Annotated in this window: 8 protein-coding genes; 5 read left to right on the top strand and 3 right to left on the bottom strand. The window is 75.3% G+C overall.

The genetic code is table 11. From position 1 onward, the window contains the following. Positions 1 to 10: 10 nt before the first annotated feature. Positions 11 to 1,504 carry an aminopeptidase P family protein gene (locus CFT82_RS02980; protein WP_088817582.1) on the bottom strand — a complete coding sequence of 498 codons (1,494 nt, stop codon included), beginning with the start codon at positions 1,502 to 1,504 and terminating at the stop codon, positions 11 to 13. Positions 1,505 to 1,587: 83 nt separating this feature from the next. Here CFT82_RS02980 and CFT82_RS02975 point away from each other — a divergent pair, with 83 nt between their 5' ends. Beyond that, positions 1,588 to 3,189: a threonine/serine exporter family protein gene (locus tag CFT82_RS02975; RefSeq protein WP_159461835.1), complete on the top strand. Its 1,602-nt coding sequence runs from the start codon at positions 1,588 to 1,590 to the stop codon at positions 3,187 to 3,189. Next, the gene (locus CFT82_RS02970; RefSeq protein ID WP_088817580.1) at positions 3,186 to 4,046 is read left to right on the top strand and encodes a PHP domain-containing protein; all 861 of its coding nucleotides are present in this window, start codon (positions 3,186 to 3,188) and stop codon (positions 4,044 to 4,046) included. The genes CFT82_RS02975 and CFT82_RS02970 overlap by 4 nt, the downstream gene beginning before the upstream one ends. A gap of 21 nt (positions 4,047 to 4,067) precedes the next feature. Here CFT82_RS02970 and CFT82_RS02965 read toward each other — a convergent pair whose 3' ends face one another. Beyond that, positions 4,068 to 5,543, bottom strand: coding sequence for a DEAD/DEAH box helicase (locus CFT82_RS02965; RefSeq protein WP_088817579.1), 1,476 nt, complete (start codon positions 5,541 to 5,543; stop codon positions 4,068 to 4,070). Positions 5,544 to 5,705: 162 nt separating this feature from the next. Beyond that, complete coding sequence (locus tag CFT82_RS02960) at positions 5,706 to 5,933, bottom strand: DUF3107 domain-containing protein (protein ID WP_088817578.1); 228 nt, start codon at positions 5,931 to 5,933, stop codon at positions 5,706 to 5,708. Positions 5,934 to 6,029: 96 nt separating this feature from the next. Here CFT82_RS02960 and CFT82_RS02955 point away from each other — a divergent pair, with 96 nt between their 5' ends. The 3 genes from CFT82_RS02955 to CFT82_RS02945 are packed head-to-tail and all read left to right on the top strand — an operon-like array spanning position 6,030 to position 13,781. After that, on the top strand, positions 6,030 to 7,277 hold the full coding sequence (locus tag CFT82_RS02955; RefSeq protein WP_088817577.1) for a ThiF family adenylyltransferase: 1,248 nt from the start codon (positions 6,030 to 6,032) through the stop codon (positions 7,275 to 7,277). A 52-nt stretch (positions 7,278 to 7,329) separates the two neighbouring features. Further along, positions 7,330 to 10,497, top strand: a complete 3,168-nt coding sequence (locus CFT82_RS02950; protein ID WP_088817576.1) for a UrvD/REP family ATP-dependent DNA helicase — start codon at positions 7,330 to 7,332, stop codon at positions 10,495 to 10,497. Further along, complete coding sequence (locus CFT82_RS02945; protein ID WP_088817575.1) at positions 10,494 to 13,781, top strand: UvrD-helicase domain-containing protein; 3,288 nt, start codon at positions 10,494 to 10,496, stop codon at positions 13,779 to 13,781. The genes CFT82_RS02950 and CFT82_RS02945 overlap by 4 nt, the downstream gene beginning before the upstream one ends. The last annotated feature ends 6 nt before the right edge of the window (positions 13,782 to 13,787 follow it).

Below are 13,787 nucleotides of genomic sequence, written 5' to 3'. Positions count from 1 at the left end.
CAACCGGGGGTCAGCCCATCAGGCGGGCCACCCAGGCCTCGACGTCGTCCGCGGTGCGCGGCATGAAGCCCGACAGGTTCTCGCAGCCGTCCTCGGTGACGAGCACGTCGTCCTCGATGCGGACGCCGATCCCGCGGAACTCCTCGGGCACCTTGAGGTCGTCGGCCTTGAAGTACAGGCCCGGCTCGACGGTCAGGCACATGCCCGGCAGCAGCTCGGCGCCCATGTACTCCTCGCGGCGGGCCAACGCGCAGTCGTGCACGTCGATGCCCAGGTGGTGGCTCGTGCCGTGCACCATCCAGCGGCGGTGGTACTGGCCCTCCGGGTCCAGGGTGTCCTCCACGGACACGCCCTCGGGCAGCAGGCCCCACTCGTGGAGGTGCTCGGCGATCACCCGGATCGCGGCGGCGTGCACGTCCGAGAACTTGTTGCCCGGCCTCACCGCGGCGATCCCCGCCTCCTGCGCGGCGAACACGGCGTCGTAGACCCTGCGCTGCGTCTCGGAGAAGGTGCCGCTGATGGGCAGGGTGCGGGTGACGTCGGCGGTGTAGAGGCTGTCGACCTCCACGCCGGCGTCCAGGAGCAGCAGGTCGCCGCGTCGCAGGTCACCGGTGTTGCGGATCCAGTGCAGCGTGTTCGCGTGGTCGCCGGAGGCCACGATGGAGTCGTAGCCCACCCCGTTGCCCGCGTGGCGCGCGTACAGGCCGAACATGCCCTCCACCCAGCGCTCGCCGCGGCCGCGCTCCACGGCCTCGTCGATCGATGCGATGACGGCGTCGAAGGCCCGGCCGGTGGCGCGGACGGCCTCGCGCATCTGCTCGGCCTCCCACTCGTCCTTCACCAGACGGAGCACGGAGGCGGCGCGGGCCAGCTCCTCGTCGGCCTCGGTCGCGGGGTCCTGGTCGGCGCTCACCGGCTCGTCACCACGGACCCGTCGCACCAGGGCGGCGACCTGCGGGTCGGCATCGGCGATGACGCGCAGGTGCTCGGCGTCCGCGACCAGGTCCTCCTCGAGGCTATCCACGTGGCGGGCGTCCAGGCCCAGCTCGCGGCGGATGTCCTCCTCGACCGGGCGCGGCCCGACCCAGAACTCGCCGTAGCGGGAGTCGGCGAAGAACTCCTCGGAGTCCCGGCCCCCCATCGGGCGGAAGTAGAAGATCGCCTCCGGCTCGGCCTCGGAGCCCTCCTCGGGGGCGCGGATCACCAGGACGGCATCCGGCTCCCGGTCGGCGCCCAGGCCGGTCAGGTGGGCGAAGGCCGAGTGCGGACGGAACACGTAGTCGGTGTCGTTGGAGCGCACCTTGAGACCCCCGGCGGGCACCACGAGGGTCTGGCCGGGGAACTGGGCGGCGAGTGCGCTGCGGCGCGGGGCGGCGTGACGGGCGGCCTCGAGCGGCTGGACGCCCGAGACGTCCCGCTCGGCCCAGTCGGCGGCGATGAATTCGCGGAACGCCGGGGAGTCGGGGCGGCTGCGGTGGTCTGGCTTCTTCTCGGGCTCACTCATCGCTCCAGTCTGTCACGGGGGCCTTCTCCGGGGGCCGCGGGTTGACTTGATTCGCGGGCCTCCCCGGGGTGACAGTTGGCCTCGTGTCCCTCTCTCGCGCACCCCAGAGCCTCGACGAGCTCGCGCACCGGGCCGGGGAGGAACCGACGCCCCTCCCGGTGGAGGAGGCGCCGGCCCCGGGAGAGGTCACGGAACCCTCGGAGCTCGCCGGCCCCGGCTCCGTCCCGGGGGCCGTCCGCGGACCGGCGGACGGGCCGACCACCACCCCGCAGGAGACCGCACCCCGCCGGCGGGTCATCCGGCTCTCGGAGGTGGTGCGTCCGGCGAGCGCGACGCCGCTGGTCCAGTCGGGGGACTCGGATCTCGACGAGCGCCGCGGCCGGCTCATCATCGACCTCGCCCTGCGCACCGGGGAGGCGCTGCTGGCCGCCGGCACCCCGGCCGCGGACGTCGTGGCCACCGTGCTGCGCCTCACCGCGGCCTTCGGGGTGCGGGCCGCCCACGTGGACATCACGTACACCTCGATCACCGTGAGCATCCACCGCGGACTGGGGGAGGACCCCCTCTCGGTGATGCGCATCGTGCGCGCCCGGGTGGCGGACTACCTCGTGGTGGAGCGTCTGGAGACCTTCGTCGACGAGCTGGCCGAGAACCCCGAGGACCTCGCCGGCGCCTCGGCGCGGCTGGAGGAGATCCTCCACGCCCCCCGGGCCTACCGCCCCTGGGTGACGAGCTTCGCCCTGGCGATGATGGGAGCGGCCATCTCCGCCCTGCTCGGGGCCGACATGGTCACCTGGGTGATCACCTTCGTCTCCACCCTGCTCATCGACCAGACCCTCGGCCGGCTGGGCCGCTGGGGTCTGCCGCCCTTCTTCGGGCAGGCGGTGGCCGCGGCCATCCCGACGATGTTCGCGGTGGCCATCTACCTCGTCGAGGAGCACGACCCGCACCTGTGGGGGGTGCCGCTCGATCCGCCGGGCAACCAGGTGCACTCCCTCGTCGTGGCCGCCGGCATCATCGTCCTGCTGGCCGGTCTGGGGGTGGTCGGCACCGCGCAGGACGCCCTGGACGGCTACTACGTGACGGCCGCCGCACGCGCCTTCGAGGTGGTCATGATGACGCTCGGGGTGACGCTCGGGGTGGCCCTGGTGCTCTCCGCGGCGCACCGGGCGGGGGTGCAGATGACGGTGCTCAACCGCCCCTACCTCTCGGACGACCTCGTGACCCTGGTGGGGTCCTCGTTCGTCTTCTGCTTCTTCGCGGCGATCGCCACCTACGCCAGCCTCCGGGCGGCGGCCCTCTCCTCGGTGCTCGGCGCCACGGTCTTCTTCGTCTTCTGGACGCTCGACTTCACCGGGGCGGGCTACGAGATGCGCGTCTTCCTCGCGGTCACCCTCGTCTCGGTGCTGGCCAACTGGCTCGCCTCGCTGGCCCACGTGCCCGCCCTGGCGCTCACCACGGCGATCATCGTCCCCTTCCTGCCCGGCGGGATGGTCTACCGCGGGCTGTTCAAGCTCATGGACAACGACCCGGCCACCTACCTGCTGGGCGTGCAGGACCTGCTGGGGGCCGTGGCCAGCGGGCTGGCGCTGGCCGGGGGCGTGAGCCTCGGGACGTGGGTCGCCCGCACCTCGCGCGGTCTGACCCGCTCGGAGCGCAAGGCCAGCCGCGTGGTGGAGACGTGAGCGGGCGCTGGGACCCGCACGTCCACTCCACCGCCTCCGACGGCACCGACGCCCCGGCCGAGCTCGCGCGTCAGGCCGCCGCGGCGGGGCTGGACGGCATCGTGCTCACCGATCACGACACGACGGCCGGCTGGGCCGAGGCGCGGGCGGCAGGGCAGCGGCACGGGATCGCGGTGCGCTGCGGGATCGAGGTCAGTGCCTGCGTCCCGCGTGCGGGCGAGCGCCCGGTGAGCGTCCACCTGCTGGCCTACGAGCTGGACGGGGACCCGGGCGCAGGGCCGGGGGCCACGGTGCAGGAGCTGCTGGAGGCCACGGTGGGAGGTCGTGCGCGCCGGATGGACCGGATGGCTGAGCTGGTGGCCGCGGACCACGGGGTGGGGGTCGAGGAGGTGTGGGCGCACGTGCCGCCCGGGGCGACCCCCGGGCGCCCCCACGTGGCCGACGCCCTGGTGGCCCTCGGTGCGGTGGCCGACCGGGACGAGGCCTTCGCGACCGTCCTCGGCCCGGGTGGGCGCTACAACCTGCCGCACCCCGTGCCGACGGTCGACGAGGTGATCCCGGCAGTGCGGACCGCCGGTGGGGTCGTGGTGCTGGCCCACCCGTTGGCGGGACGACGGGGGCGGGTCGTGGTGCGCGAGGAGGTCGAGCAGATGGTGGAGCTCGGGCTGGCCGGTCTCGAGGTGCACCACCGGGACCACGACGCGGGCGAGCGGGTGCTGGCGGCGCGGTGGGCGGATGCCTACGAGCTCGTCCCGACGGGGGCGAGCGACTTCCACGGTGACGGCAAGCCGAACCGGTTGGCCGAGAACACCACCGGCGCCGACGAGCTCGAGGAGCTCTGGCGGCGCCGGGGCTGATCCCCTTCCGCAGGCCTCGGGTCAGCCGGCGGAGCCGCCGCGGGTGCGGCGCCGGCGGCGCGGGCGGCGCGCGCCACCCTCGGGGGCCTTCTCCTGCCGGCGTGCGTCGGCGTCACCACCGCGGGAGCGGCCTCCCTCGCTGCGACCGCGGCCCCCGCCGGAGCCACCGCGCGAGCCGGAGCCGCCCCGGCCGCCCTCGCCCCGGCCGGCCGGCTTGAGGTCGCCGGAGTCGTCCAGGCGCTCGGCGTCGAGACCGGCGCGCGTGCGCTGGGCCCGCGGGAGCTCGCCGGTCACGCCCTGCGGGATCTTCAGGTCCGCCGCGAAGTGCGGGGAGGTGGAGTAGGTCTCGGCCGGTTCCGGGGCGCCGAGCTCCAGCGCCTTGTTGATGAGCGCCCAGCGGTGCAGGTCGTCCCAGTCCACGAGGGTCACGGCCACGCCGCTGTGCCCGGCGCGACCGGTGCGGCCGATGCGGTGCAGATAGGTCTTCTCGTCCTCCGGGCACTGGTAGTTCACGACGTGCGTGACCTCCTCCACGTCGATGCCGCGGGCGGCCACGTCGGTGGCCACGAGGACGTCGACCTTGCCGGTGCGGAAGGCCCGTAGCGCCTGCTCCCGGGCGCCCTGGCCGAGGTCGCCGTGGATGGCGCCGGCCGCGAAGCCGCGCTCCACGAGCTGGTCGGCCACCTTCGCCGCGGTGCGCTTGGTGCGGGTGAAGACGATCGTCAGGCCACGGCCCTCGGCCTGCAGGAGGCGGGAGAGCATCTCCACCTTGTCCATGGCGTGCGCGCGGTAGACGAACTGGTCGATGGCGTCGACCGTCGCCCCGGCACCGGGGACCTCCTCCATCGCGCGGATGTGGGTGGGCTGGTTCATGTACCGGCGGGCCATGGCCACCACGGCACCCGGCATGGTGGCGGAGAAGAGCATCGTGTGGCGGCCGGCCGGGGTGAGCGAGAGGAGCTTCTCCACGTCCGGCAGGAAGCCCAGGTCGAGCATCTCGTCGGCCTCGTCGAGGACGACCGTGCGGGCCTGGCCGAGGCGCAGGTGGCCGCGCTCGGCGAGGTCGATGAGGCGACCGGGGGTGCCGACCACGATCTCCACACCCCGCTCGAGGGCCTCGATCTGCGGCTCGTAGGCGCGCCCGCCGTAGACGGTCAGCACGCGCGCACCCAGCGGGGCGGCGATCCGCTCCAGGTCACCGGCCACCTGCACGGCCAGCTCACGGGTCGGTGCCACGGCCAGGGCCTGCGGGGCGCCGGGCATCTCCAGCCCGTTGAAGGCCGGGTCGTCGGGGGTGACGACGTTCTGCACCATCGGCACGCCGAAGCCCAGCGTCTTGCCGGTGCCGGTCTTGGCCTGCCCGATGATGTCCTGCCGGCTCAGGGCCACCGGCAGCGTCATCGCCTGGATGGGGAAGGGGTGGACGATCCCGTGCGCCTCCAGCGCGCTGACGATCTTCGGGTGCACGTCGAAGTCGGCGAAGGTCTTCTCGGTCATGGTTCTCCTGCGGTCGGCCCCGGGCGAGCGGGGTGGGGCGGGCCGATCGGAGAAGGTCTGGGGTGGCGTCCTGCCTCACCCCCGGGCGCCGGGCGCCGCGTCATGGTCGTGCCGACCGGGCACCGTGAACAGCCCCCATCGTACGGGGGTCGGGAGCGGGCCTCAGACGGCGCCGAAGCCCACGCGCCCGCGGTCCTCGCTGCCCAGGTCCACGTAGGCGATGCCGGCGGCCGGGACGAGCACGCGGCGCCCCTGGGAGTCCTGCAGGGCGAGGACGGTGGTGCGACCCTCCAGGGCCTCGGTGACGAGGGCCTCCACCTCGTGGCGGTCCTGCTGGGACTCGAGGGTGACCTCGCGGGCGACGTCGCGGATGCCGATGCGGATGTCCATGTGTCCTCCTGGGGTGGGCCGGGGGTCCGGCGGGGTGACGGGCTCGGGCCAGCGTAGTTCCTGCCCGCCGCGGCGCTTCCCCGTAGGGTGGAGGCCATGTCCGACGCCCTGAACGTCCCGCACCATCAGCCGGAGACCGCCCAGCCCGAGGAGGCGCCGCAGCCCCGGATGCCGGGGCCCGGCCAGCCGCTGCAGGACATGGTCGCTCCGTTCGACCGCAGCACCGTGCAGCGCTACGCCCGGCACATCGCCACCCCGGGCATCGGGATGCTCGGCCAGCGGCGCACCTCGGCCGCGCGGGTGGCGGTCATCGGTCTCGGCGGGCTGGCCTCGCCGGTGCTGGAGTACCTCGCGGCGGCGGGCGTCGGGGAGCTCATGGTGGCGGACGTGGACGCGGTCGAGCTGTCCAACCTCCACCGCAAGCCGATGTTCAGCACCCCGGACGTCGGGCGGCGCAAGGTGGAGGCGGCCGCGGACGCCGCCCAGCGCATCAACCCCCACGTGGCGGTGCGTCTCGTGGAGGGCTATGTCGAGGCCCACAACGCGGTGGAGCTGCTGACCCCCTACGACGTCATCGTGGACTGCACCGACGACCCCGGAACGCGGCGGGTGCTGGCCTCGGCCAGCGCGGAGCTCGGCATCCCGCACGTCTGGGGGGCGGTCACGCAGTTCCACGGCCGGGTGGCGGTCTGGTGGCCGCCGCACGGCCCCTGCTCGGAGTGCAGCCAGGACATCGAGGAGAACGGCGGGGTCTACTCGGAGCACGGCGTCTTCGGTCCCACCTGCGGGCAGATCGGCTCGGTGATGGCCGCCGAGGCGCTCAAGCTGGTGCTCGGGCTGGACGAGTCCCTGCTCGGGTGGATCCTGCAGCTGGACACCCTCACCCAGCGGTGGACGGAGGACCGTCGGGCGGCCGACCCGCAGTGCACGGTGTGCCGCCCGCACACCTCCGGCGAGGAGGCGTGGTCGCGCACCCAGGCCGTCCCGGTCCAGACCGACGAGCACTGGGAGCCCTCGCTCATCCCGGTCACCACCATGCAGGCGATGCTGGAGCGCCCGGAGGACTTCGAGCCCTTCGTGCTGGTCGACGTGCGCGGGGAGCACGAGCGGGAGCTGGGGGCGCTGGAGCCCTCCTACCACCTGCCGCTGGAGGAGGTCCGGGCCGGCCGTGCCCGGGAGGTGCTCGGACCGCACGACAGCGTGGTGACGTACTGCCGCAACGGGGTGCGCTCGGCGGAGGCCGCTCGGCTGCTGCACGAGCAGGGCTTCGCGAACGTGTACGTGCTGGAGGGGGGTCTCATGGAGTGGGCCAACCAGGTGGAGCCCGACCTGCCGATCTGGTGACCGGGCCGGACCGTGTCGTGAGGTTGTCGGGGGCGCCTGCTGGGATGGGTGCATGACGGCATCGGTGGAGCTGGTCCTGGGGGCCCCGGGCACGGGCACCTCGCAGCGTGCCGTGCAGGAGGTGATCCAGCACGTCACCGGTGGGGGGCGGCTGGAGGAGGTGCTCGTGCTGGCGCCCACGCGCGCCGCGGCCACCGACCTGCGGGAGCGCCTGGAGGCCGAGCTCGGGGTGGCCGCCACGGGGATGCCCGTGCACTCCCACCAGGCCTTCGGGTTCGCGGTGCTCGCCCAGCGGGCCCGGCGGGAGGGGCTTCCGGCGCCCACCCTGCTCTCGGGGGCCGACCAGGACGCGGTGCTCGCCGAGCTGCTGCAGTCCTCCACGGGGGCCGGTCACCCGTGGCCGGAGGAGGTCGTGCCGGCACTGGGCACGCAGGGCTTCCGGGACGAGCTGCGGGATCTCTTCGCCCGGGCCGTCGAGCACGGTGTGACGGCCTCGGAGCTGGCGGCCCTGGACGACCACCAGGGGGAGCACGGGACACCGGGGCTGTGGCGCGCTGCGGCGAGCCTGATGACCGAGTTCGAACGGGTGACGGCGCTGGCGGCCCCCGCTGCGGTGGACGCCGCGTGGGTGGTGGCCGCGGCGGCGGACCTGCTGCTCGTGGAGGACGACCTGGCGACGCAGGTGCTGGGACCGCTGCGGCTCGTCGTGGTCGACGACGCGCAGGAGCTCACGGTGGGCACACACCGGTTGCTCACCGCCGCCCTCGCCGGTGTGAGCGGTCGCGCGGTGCTGCTGGGGGATCCGGACGCGGCCACGCAGGGCTTCCGCGGTGCCCGCCCGGAGCTCTTCGTGGACTGGGCCCGGTCGCAGGGGGCCTCGGTCGAGGTGCTCGAGCAGGGGCACCGGCTCGGGCCGGGGCTCGCAGCGGTGGCCGAGCGGATCACCGGCCGGGTGGGGGCCGCGACGGTGGCGCACCGCACGCCCGCGCCGGCCGCCAGGCGGGGCGGCGCCGAGGCGCTCGTGCTGCCCTCGCCCCACGTGGAGGCGGTGCGGATCGCCACTGAGCTGCGGCGGGAGCACGTGCTCGGTGAGGTGCCCTGGGGGCGCATGGCGGTGGTGGTCCGGGGACGGGCGCAGAGCGGCCGCGTCCGGCGGGCCCTGGAACGGGCCGGGGTGCCGGTGCAGGTGACCGGTGGGGGGCAGCCGCTCACCGGGCACCCGGTGGTCAGCGTGCTGATCGACCTGCTGGAGGCCGCCGTCCACGCCGCCCGGACCGGTGACCTGAGCGTGGACGAGGAGCGCGCCCTGGCCTGGCTCGGCTCGCCCCTGGGGGGCTTGGACGCCGCCGGGGTGCGTCGCCTCCGCCGGCTGCTGCTGGCCGGCGTGGGGGAGCAGGAGGGGGCGGCACCGGTGACCAGCGGCGAGTTGCTCGTGGCCGCCCTCACCGAGCCCCCCGAGGTGTGGGAGGGCCGTGGTGCCGAGCTCGGACCGTTGCGACGGCTGGCCACCGCCCTGACTCGCGGGGTGGAGGCTGCCCGGCGCACCGGGGGGCGGTCCGGGGACGGGCGCGCAGGGGGGCCGGGCGTCACCGCCGAGGAGGTCCTCTGGGCGGTCTGGGACGGGCTGGGAGTGGCCGACCGGTGGCAGCGGACGGCCCTGGAGGGTGGCGTGGCCGGGCGGCGCGCGGACAGCGATCTCGACGCCGTCATGAGTCTCTTCGCGCTCGCGGAGCAGTTCACCGAGCGGCGGCCCGGGGCCGGTCCCGAGGTCTTCGTCGAGACCGTGAGCTCCTCCGGCGTCGCCCGCGACTCGCTCGTCCTGGGGGCGCGCCGGGACGCGGTGCAGATGCTCACCCCGCAGACCGCGGCCGGTGGCCAGTGGGAGGTGGTCCTCGTGGCGGGTGTGCAGGCCGGTGCGTGGCCCGACCTGCGACTTCGAGGCTCTCTCTTGGGAGCAGGGCGCCTGGTGGATCTCGTGGAGGGACGGCACGGGGAGCTCTCCGACCAGATCGCCGCGGTGCGGCACGACGAGACCCGGCAGTTCCTCGTGGCCTGCACCCGGGCCACGAGGCGGCTGGTGGTCACGGCCGTGCGGGACGCCGAGGAGCAGCCCTCGCCCTTCCTCGACCTCGTCGACCCCCTGCCGCCCGGGGTGGAGACCCGCCCGGTGAGTGCCTGGGTGCCACCCCTGGACCTCCCCACCCAGGTCGCCCGCGCCCGACGCGAGCTGCTCCTGGCCGCCGGGGCGCCCGGTCCGCGGGCCCGGCCGACGGGCACGGAGGGCCCCACGGACGGTGCCCGGCAGGAGCGGGGGATCGAGCAGGTCGACGCCAGCCGGCGGGCCGCGTGGGCCGGGGAGCTCGTGACCCTGGCCCGGGCCGGGGTGGGGGCGGCGGACCCGGACCGCTGGTGGCTCGGTCGGCGTCCCAGCTCCGCGGCGCCGCCGTGGCCCGAGGGAACCCTGGCCGTGGCCCGCCCCTCGGCCCTGGGCACCTGGCAGGACTGTGCGCTCAAGGGCTTCCTCACCGCCCACGGCGGGCAGTCCCCGGCAGGACCGCAGCAGGAGCTGGGGATCCTCGTCCACGACGTGCTGGCCGACCACCCCGAGGCGCCGGTGCGGGAGCTGGAGGCCGCCGTCGACGCCCAGTGGGAGGAGTTCGGCTCGCCGGAGGTGTGGTGGTCCCGGCGGGACCGGGAGCGGCTCAGCGAGTGGCTGCGGCGCTACGACACCTATCGGCACGAGTGCGGGCGGGAGCTGGTGGCCACCGAGGTGCCGCTCGACGTCACCGTCGGGGGAGTGCGTCTCGTGGGCCGGGTGGACCGGGTGGAGCGGCACCCCGACTCCGGGGCGCTGCACGTCGCCGACCTGAAGTCCGGGCAGGTCGGGTCCCCGAAGGAGCTCCCGGAGAACCCCCAGCTGGGGGCCTACCAGGTGGCCGTGGAGGCAGGGGGCCTGCAGGTGGTCGCCCCGGACGCCGGGACCGCGGCGGTCTCCGGGGGCGCCTCCCTCGTCCAGCTCGCCGAGGGGCAGACCATCCGGACCATCGACCGTCGCCAGGCCGCGCTGGCCGCCGGGGAGGTCGACCACGCCGCCCGGCTGCAGGAGACCGGTCGGGAGATGCTCGCGGCCACCCACCTCGCCACCGTCGGGGACGCCTGTCGGCACTGCCCGGTGCGGACCAGCTGTCCCGCGCAGCCCGAAGGAGGACAGGTCGCATGATCCGCCACAGCGCCGCCGACCTGGCCCGGGTGCTGGGCCAGCACCCACCGACCCCAGAGCAGGCCGCCGTCATCGAGTGCACCGACCCGGCCCAGCTCGTGGTGGCCGGCGCCGGCTCGGGCAAGACCGAGACGATGGCCGCCCGGGTCGTCTGGCTGGTCGCCAACGAGCTGGTGCGCCCCGAGCAGGTGCTCGGGCTGACCTTCACCCGCAAGGCCGCCGCGGAGCTCTCCGAGCGACTGGGTGCCCGGCTGGCCACCCTGCAGGCCGCCGGGATCCTCCCGGACGAGGCCCTCGAGGCCCCGGTGGTCTCCACCTACAACGCCTGGAGCGGTGGGATCGTCGCCGAGCACGGGCTCCGGCTCGGGGTGGAACCGGGCGCCCGGGTGCTCTCGGCGGTCGAGTCCTGGCAGGGGGTGACCGACCTGGTCACCCGGTGGCCGGACGACCTGCCAGCCGAGGTGGGCTCGCTGGAGACCGTCGTGGAGGGGGTGCTCACGCTCTCGGGGCAGATGGGCGACCACCTCGTGGAGGGGGAGCAGGTCCTCGCCGAGCTGGACCGGGTGGAGGCCGCGCTCGGTACGGTGGCCGGGAAGAAGGACGGGTCCGAGTACGCCGAGGTGACCAGGGCCCGGGCGGTGCTCGCGGCCCGGCGCGCCCTGGTGCCGCTCGCCGTGGACTGGGCCCGCACCAAGGCCGAGCAGGGTGTGCTCGACTTCTCCGACCAGACCCGGCTCTCGGCCCGGTTGGCGCGGGAGCACGCGGTCGTGGGCCGGGTGGAGCGGGCCCGCAGCCGGGCGGTGCTGCTCGACGAGTTCCAGGACACCACCGAGGCGCAGCTCTCCGTGGTCCGTTCGGTCTTCGCCGGCCACCCCGCGCTGAGCGTCACGGCGGTGGGGGACCCGCACCAGGCGATCTACGGCTTCCGGGGTGCCTCGGCCCGGACGATGGAGTCCTTCGTGGAGTCCTTCGGCGCGGTGCAGCGCAGCCTCTCGACGAGCTGGCGCAACGCCGCCGGGGTGCTCGCGGTGGCCAACCGGATCGCCGAGCCCCTGCGGGAGGGGTCGACCCTGGACCTGCCGGTGCTCCGGCCACGTCCGGGGGAGGGCTCGGACGCGGGTGTCGAGGCGGCGCGCCTCGGCACCCTCGACGAGGAGGCGGCGGCGGTGGCCGCCTGGCTGCGGCGGCACTGGTCCCCCGGCCGCACGAGTGCGGCGGTGCTCTGCCGCAAGCGGGCCCAGTTCCCGCGGATGGTGTCCGCGCTGGAGGAGGCCGGGATCCCCCACGAGGTGGTCGGCCTCGGGGGTCTGCTCCAGCTGCCGGAGGTGGCCGACGTGAGGGCCCTGCTCACGGTGGTGGCCGACCCCGCCCGCGGGGACCGGCTGATGCGGCTCCTCACCGGACCCGCGGTGCGCCTCGGGGCGGCGGATCTCGTGGCCCTGGACACGTGGCGCCGGGAGCTGGGCCGGAGGTGGTCGGTGCCCCGCGCCGCGGACGGACCGGCCGGTCGGCAGGACGCCCGCGCGATGGAGGTCACCCTGCTCGACGCGGTCTGCACACCCCCGCCGGACGGTTGGACGGGGCTGGACGGGGTCCGGCTCACCGACACCGCGCGGCGCCGGCTGGCACGGCTCGCCGAGGCCGTCGACCGGTGCCGGGCCGGCGCCCACCTGCCGGTGGACGAGCTCGCTGTGCTGGCCGAGGAGGCCCTGGGGGTGCACGCGGAGCTGGCGGCCCGCCCCGACAGCGACCCGGCCCACGCCCGGGCCCACCTGGAGGCGCTCCACCACCACGTCGCGACCTATGCCGAGACGAGCGAACGAGCGAGCCTCGCGGGTCTGCTGCGCTGGTTCGACACCGCCGAGCAGCAGGACGGCGCCCTGGAGCCCGGGGCGGTGGAGGTGGACCCGGACGCCGTGCAGATCATGACCGTCCACGCCTCCAAGGGGCTGGAGTGGGACGCCGTGGCGCTGCCGGGCTGGGTGGCCGGCACCTTCCCCTCGGGCACCGGGACGCCGCGCCCGCAGGACGGGGAGTGGGTGGGCGGCGAGGCGACCGACTCCGGGTGGTGGGGACCCACCAGCGGGGAGCTGCCCTATGCGCTGCGGGGGGACGTCGCCGCCCTGCCCGGATGGCGCCTGCCCGCGGACCCGACCCACACCGACCTCAAGGAGGTGCAGGCCGGCTTCCGGCGTGCCGTCGGGACCCGCGGCGTGCAGGAGGAGCGGCGGCTGGCCTACGTGGCGGTCACCCGCGCCAGGTCACGGGTGCTGCTGGCCGCGAGCACCTGGGGCACCGGCAGCCGTCCGACGCCCACGAGCGACTTCCTCACCGAGTGCCTCGACCTGGTGGAGCGCGGCCGGTGGGAACCCATGCCCCCGGTGGACCCTGCTCCGGAGAACCCCGTGCTCGCCGTGCCCGTCCAGGTCCGCTGGCCACGGCCGGTGGAGGAGGACGGGCTCGCCCGCGCAGTGGCGGCGGCCACCGCTGAGATGGCCACCGCCCTGGCGACCCCACCCGGCCAGGAGACCGGCTGGGCGGGGGTCGACGAGGCCGCTCAGCAGGAGCTGCGGCGCTTCCGGCAGGACACCCGGCTGCTCCTCGCCGAGCGGGACCACGTGGAGGAGGCCGCGGGGCTCGACCTGCGACACCTGGCCACGAGCTCGCTGGTGGCCCTGGCCCGTGACCCCGGCTTCCTCCGGGCGCTGCGTCGTCCCGTCCCGACGCCCCCGGCCACCTCTGCCCGCCGGGGGACGGCCTTCCACGCCTGGTTGGAGGACCGCTGGGCCGGCCAGCGTCTCTTCGACGAGCTCGACGACGACCGGTGGGCCCGGGCCGAGGGGGAGCTGCCGGTCGGCGAGCTCGGGGAGGTCGTGGAGGACGACGCGTTCGACCTGGCCCACCTGCAGCAGACCTTCCTCGCGAGCTCCTGGGCCGACCGGGTGCCGGCCTTCGTGGAGCTGCCGCTGCAGACCACCGTCGCGGGGCTCACGATCCGGGGGCGGGCCGATGCTGTCTTCCCGGCCGACGCGGCCGAACGCGCCCGCGGGCTGGAGTGGGTGGTCGTGGACTGGAAGACCTCCCGGGCTCCCACCGGGGCGGCGGCACGGGCGGCGGCGGTCCAGCTGGCCTGCTACGTCGAGGCCTTCGCCCGCTGGCAGGGGGTCGACCGGGACCGGGTCGGCGGTGCGTTCTACCACGCGGCGGACGGGCGAACCCTCCGGCCGGAGCTCCCCACCGGCGAGGCCCTGGAGCAGCTGGTCGAGCGGGTGATGCACGGCTGAGGGGAG

The sequence above is a fragment of the Kytococcus aerolatus genome (assembly GCF_900187395.1).
In the GTDB taxonomy this organism is placed as follows: domain Bacteria; phylum Actinomycetota; class Actinomycetes; order Actinomycetales; family Dermatophilaceae; genus Kytococcus; species Kytococcus aerolatus.
This window is presented reverse-complemented; position numbering and strand designations above follow the sequence as displayed.

What these genes read in the sequence shown, in the direction of transcription:
- CFT82_RS02980 (WP_088817582.1), bottom strand. Translation starts at nt 1,504, where the DNA reads ATGAGTGAGCCCGAGAAGAAGCCAGACCACCGCAGCCGCCCCGACTCC.
- CFT82_RS02950 (WP_088817576.1), top strand. Translation starts at nt 7,330, where the DNA reads ATGACGGCATCGGTGGAGCTGGTCCTGGGGGCCCCGGGCACGGGCACC.
- CFT82_RS02955 (WP_088817577.1), top strand. Translation starts at nt 6,030, where the DNA reads ATGTCCGACGCCCTGAACGTCCCGCACCATCAGCCGGAGACCGCCCAG.
- CFT82_RS02960 (WP_088817578.1), bottom strand. Translation starts at nt 5,933, where the DNA reads ATGGACATCCGCATCGGCATCCGCGACGTCGCCCGCGAGGTCACCCTC.
- CFT82_RS02945 (WP_088817575.1), top strand. Translation starts at nt 10,494, where the DNA reads ATGATCCGCCACAGCGCCGCCGACCTGGCCCGGGTGCTGGGCCAGCAC.
- CFT82_RS02965 (WP_088817579.1), bottom strand. Translation starts at nt 5,543, where the DNA reads ATGACCGAGAAGACCTTCGCCGACTTCGACGTGCACCCGAAGATCGTC.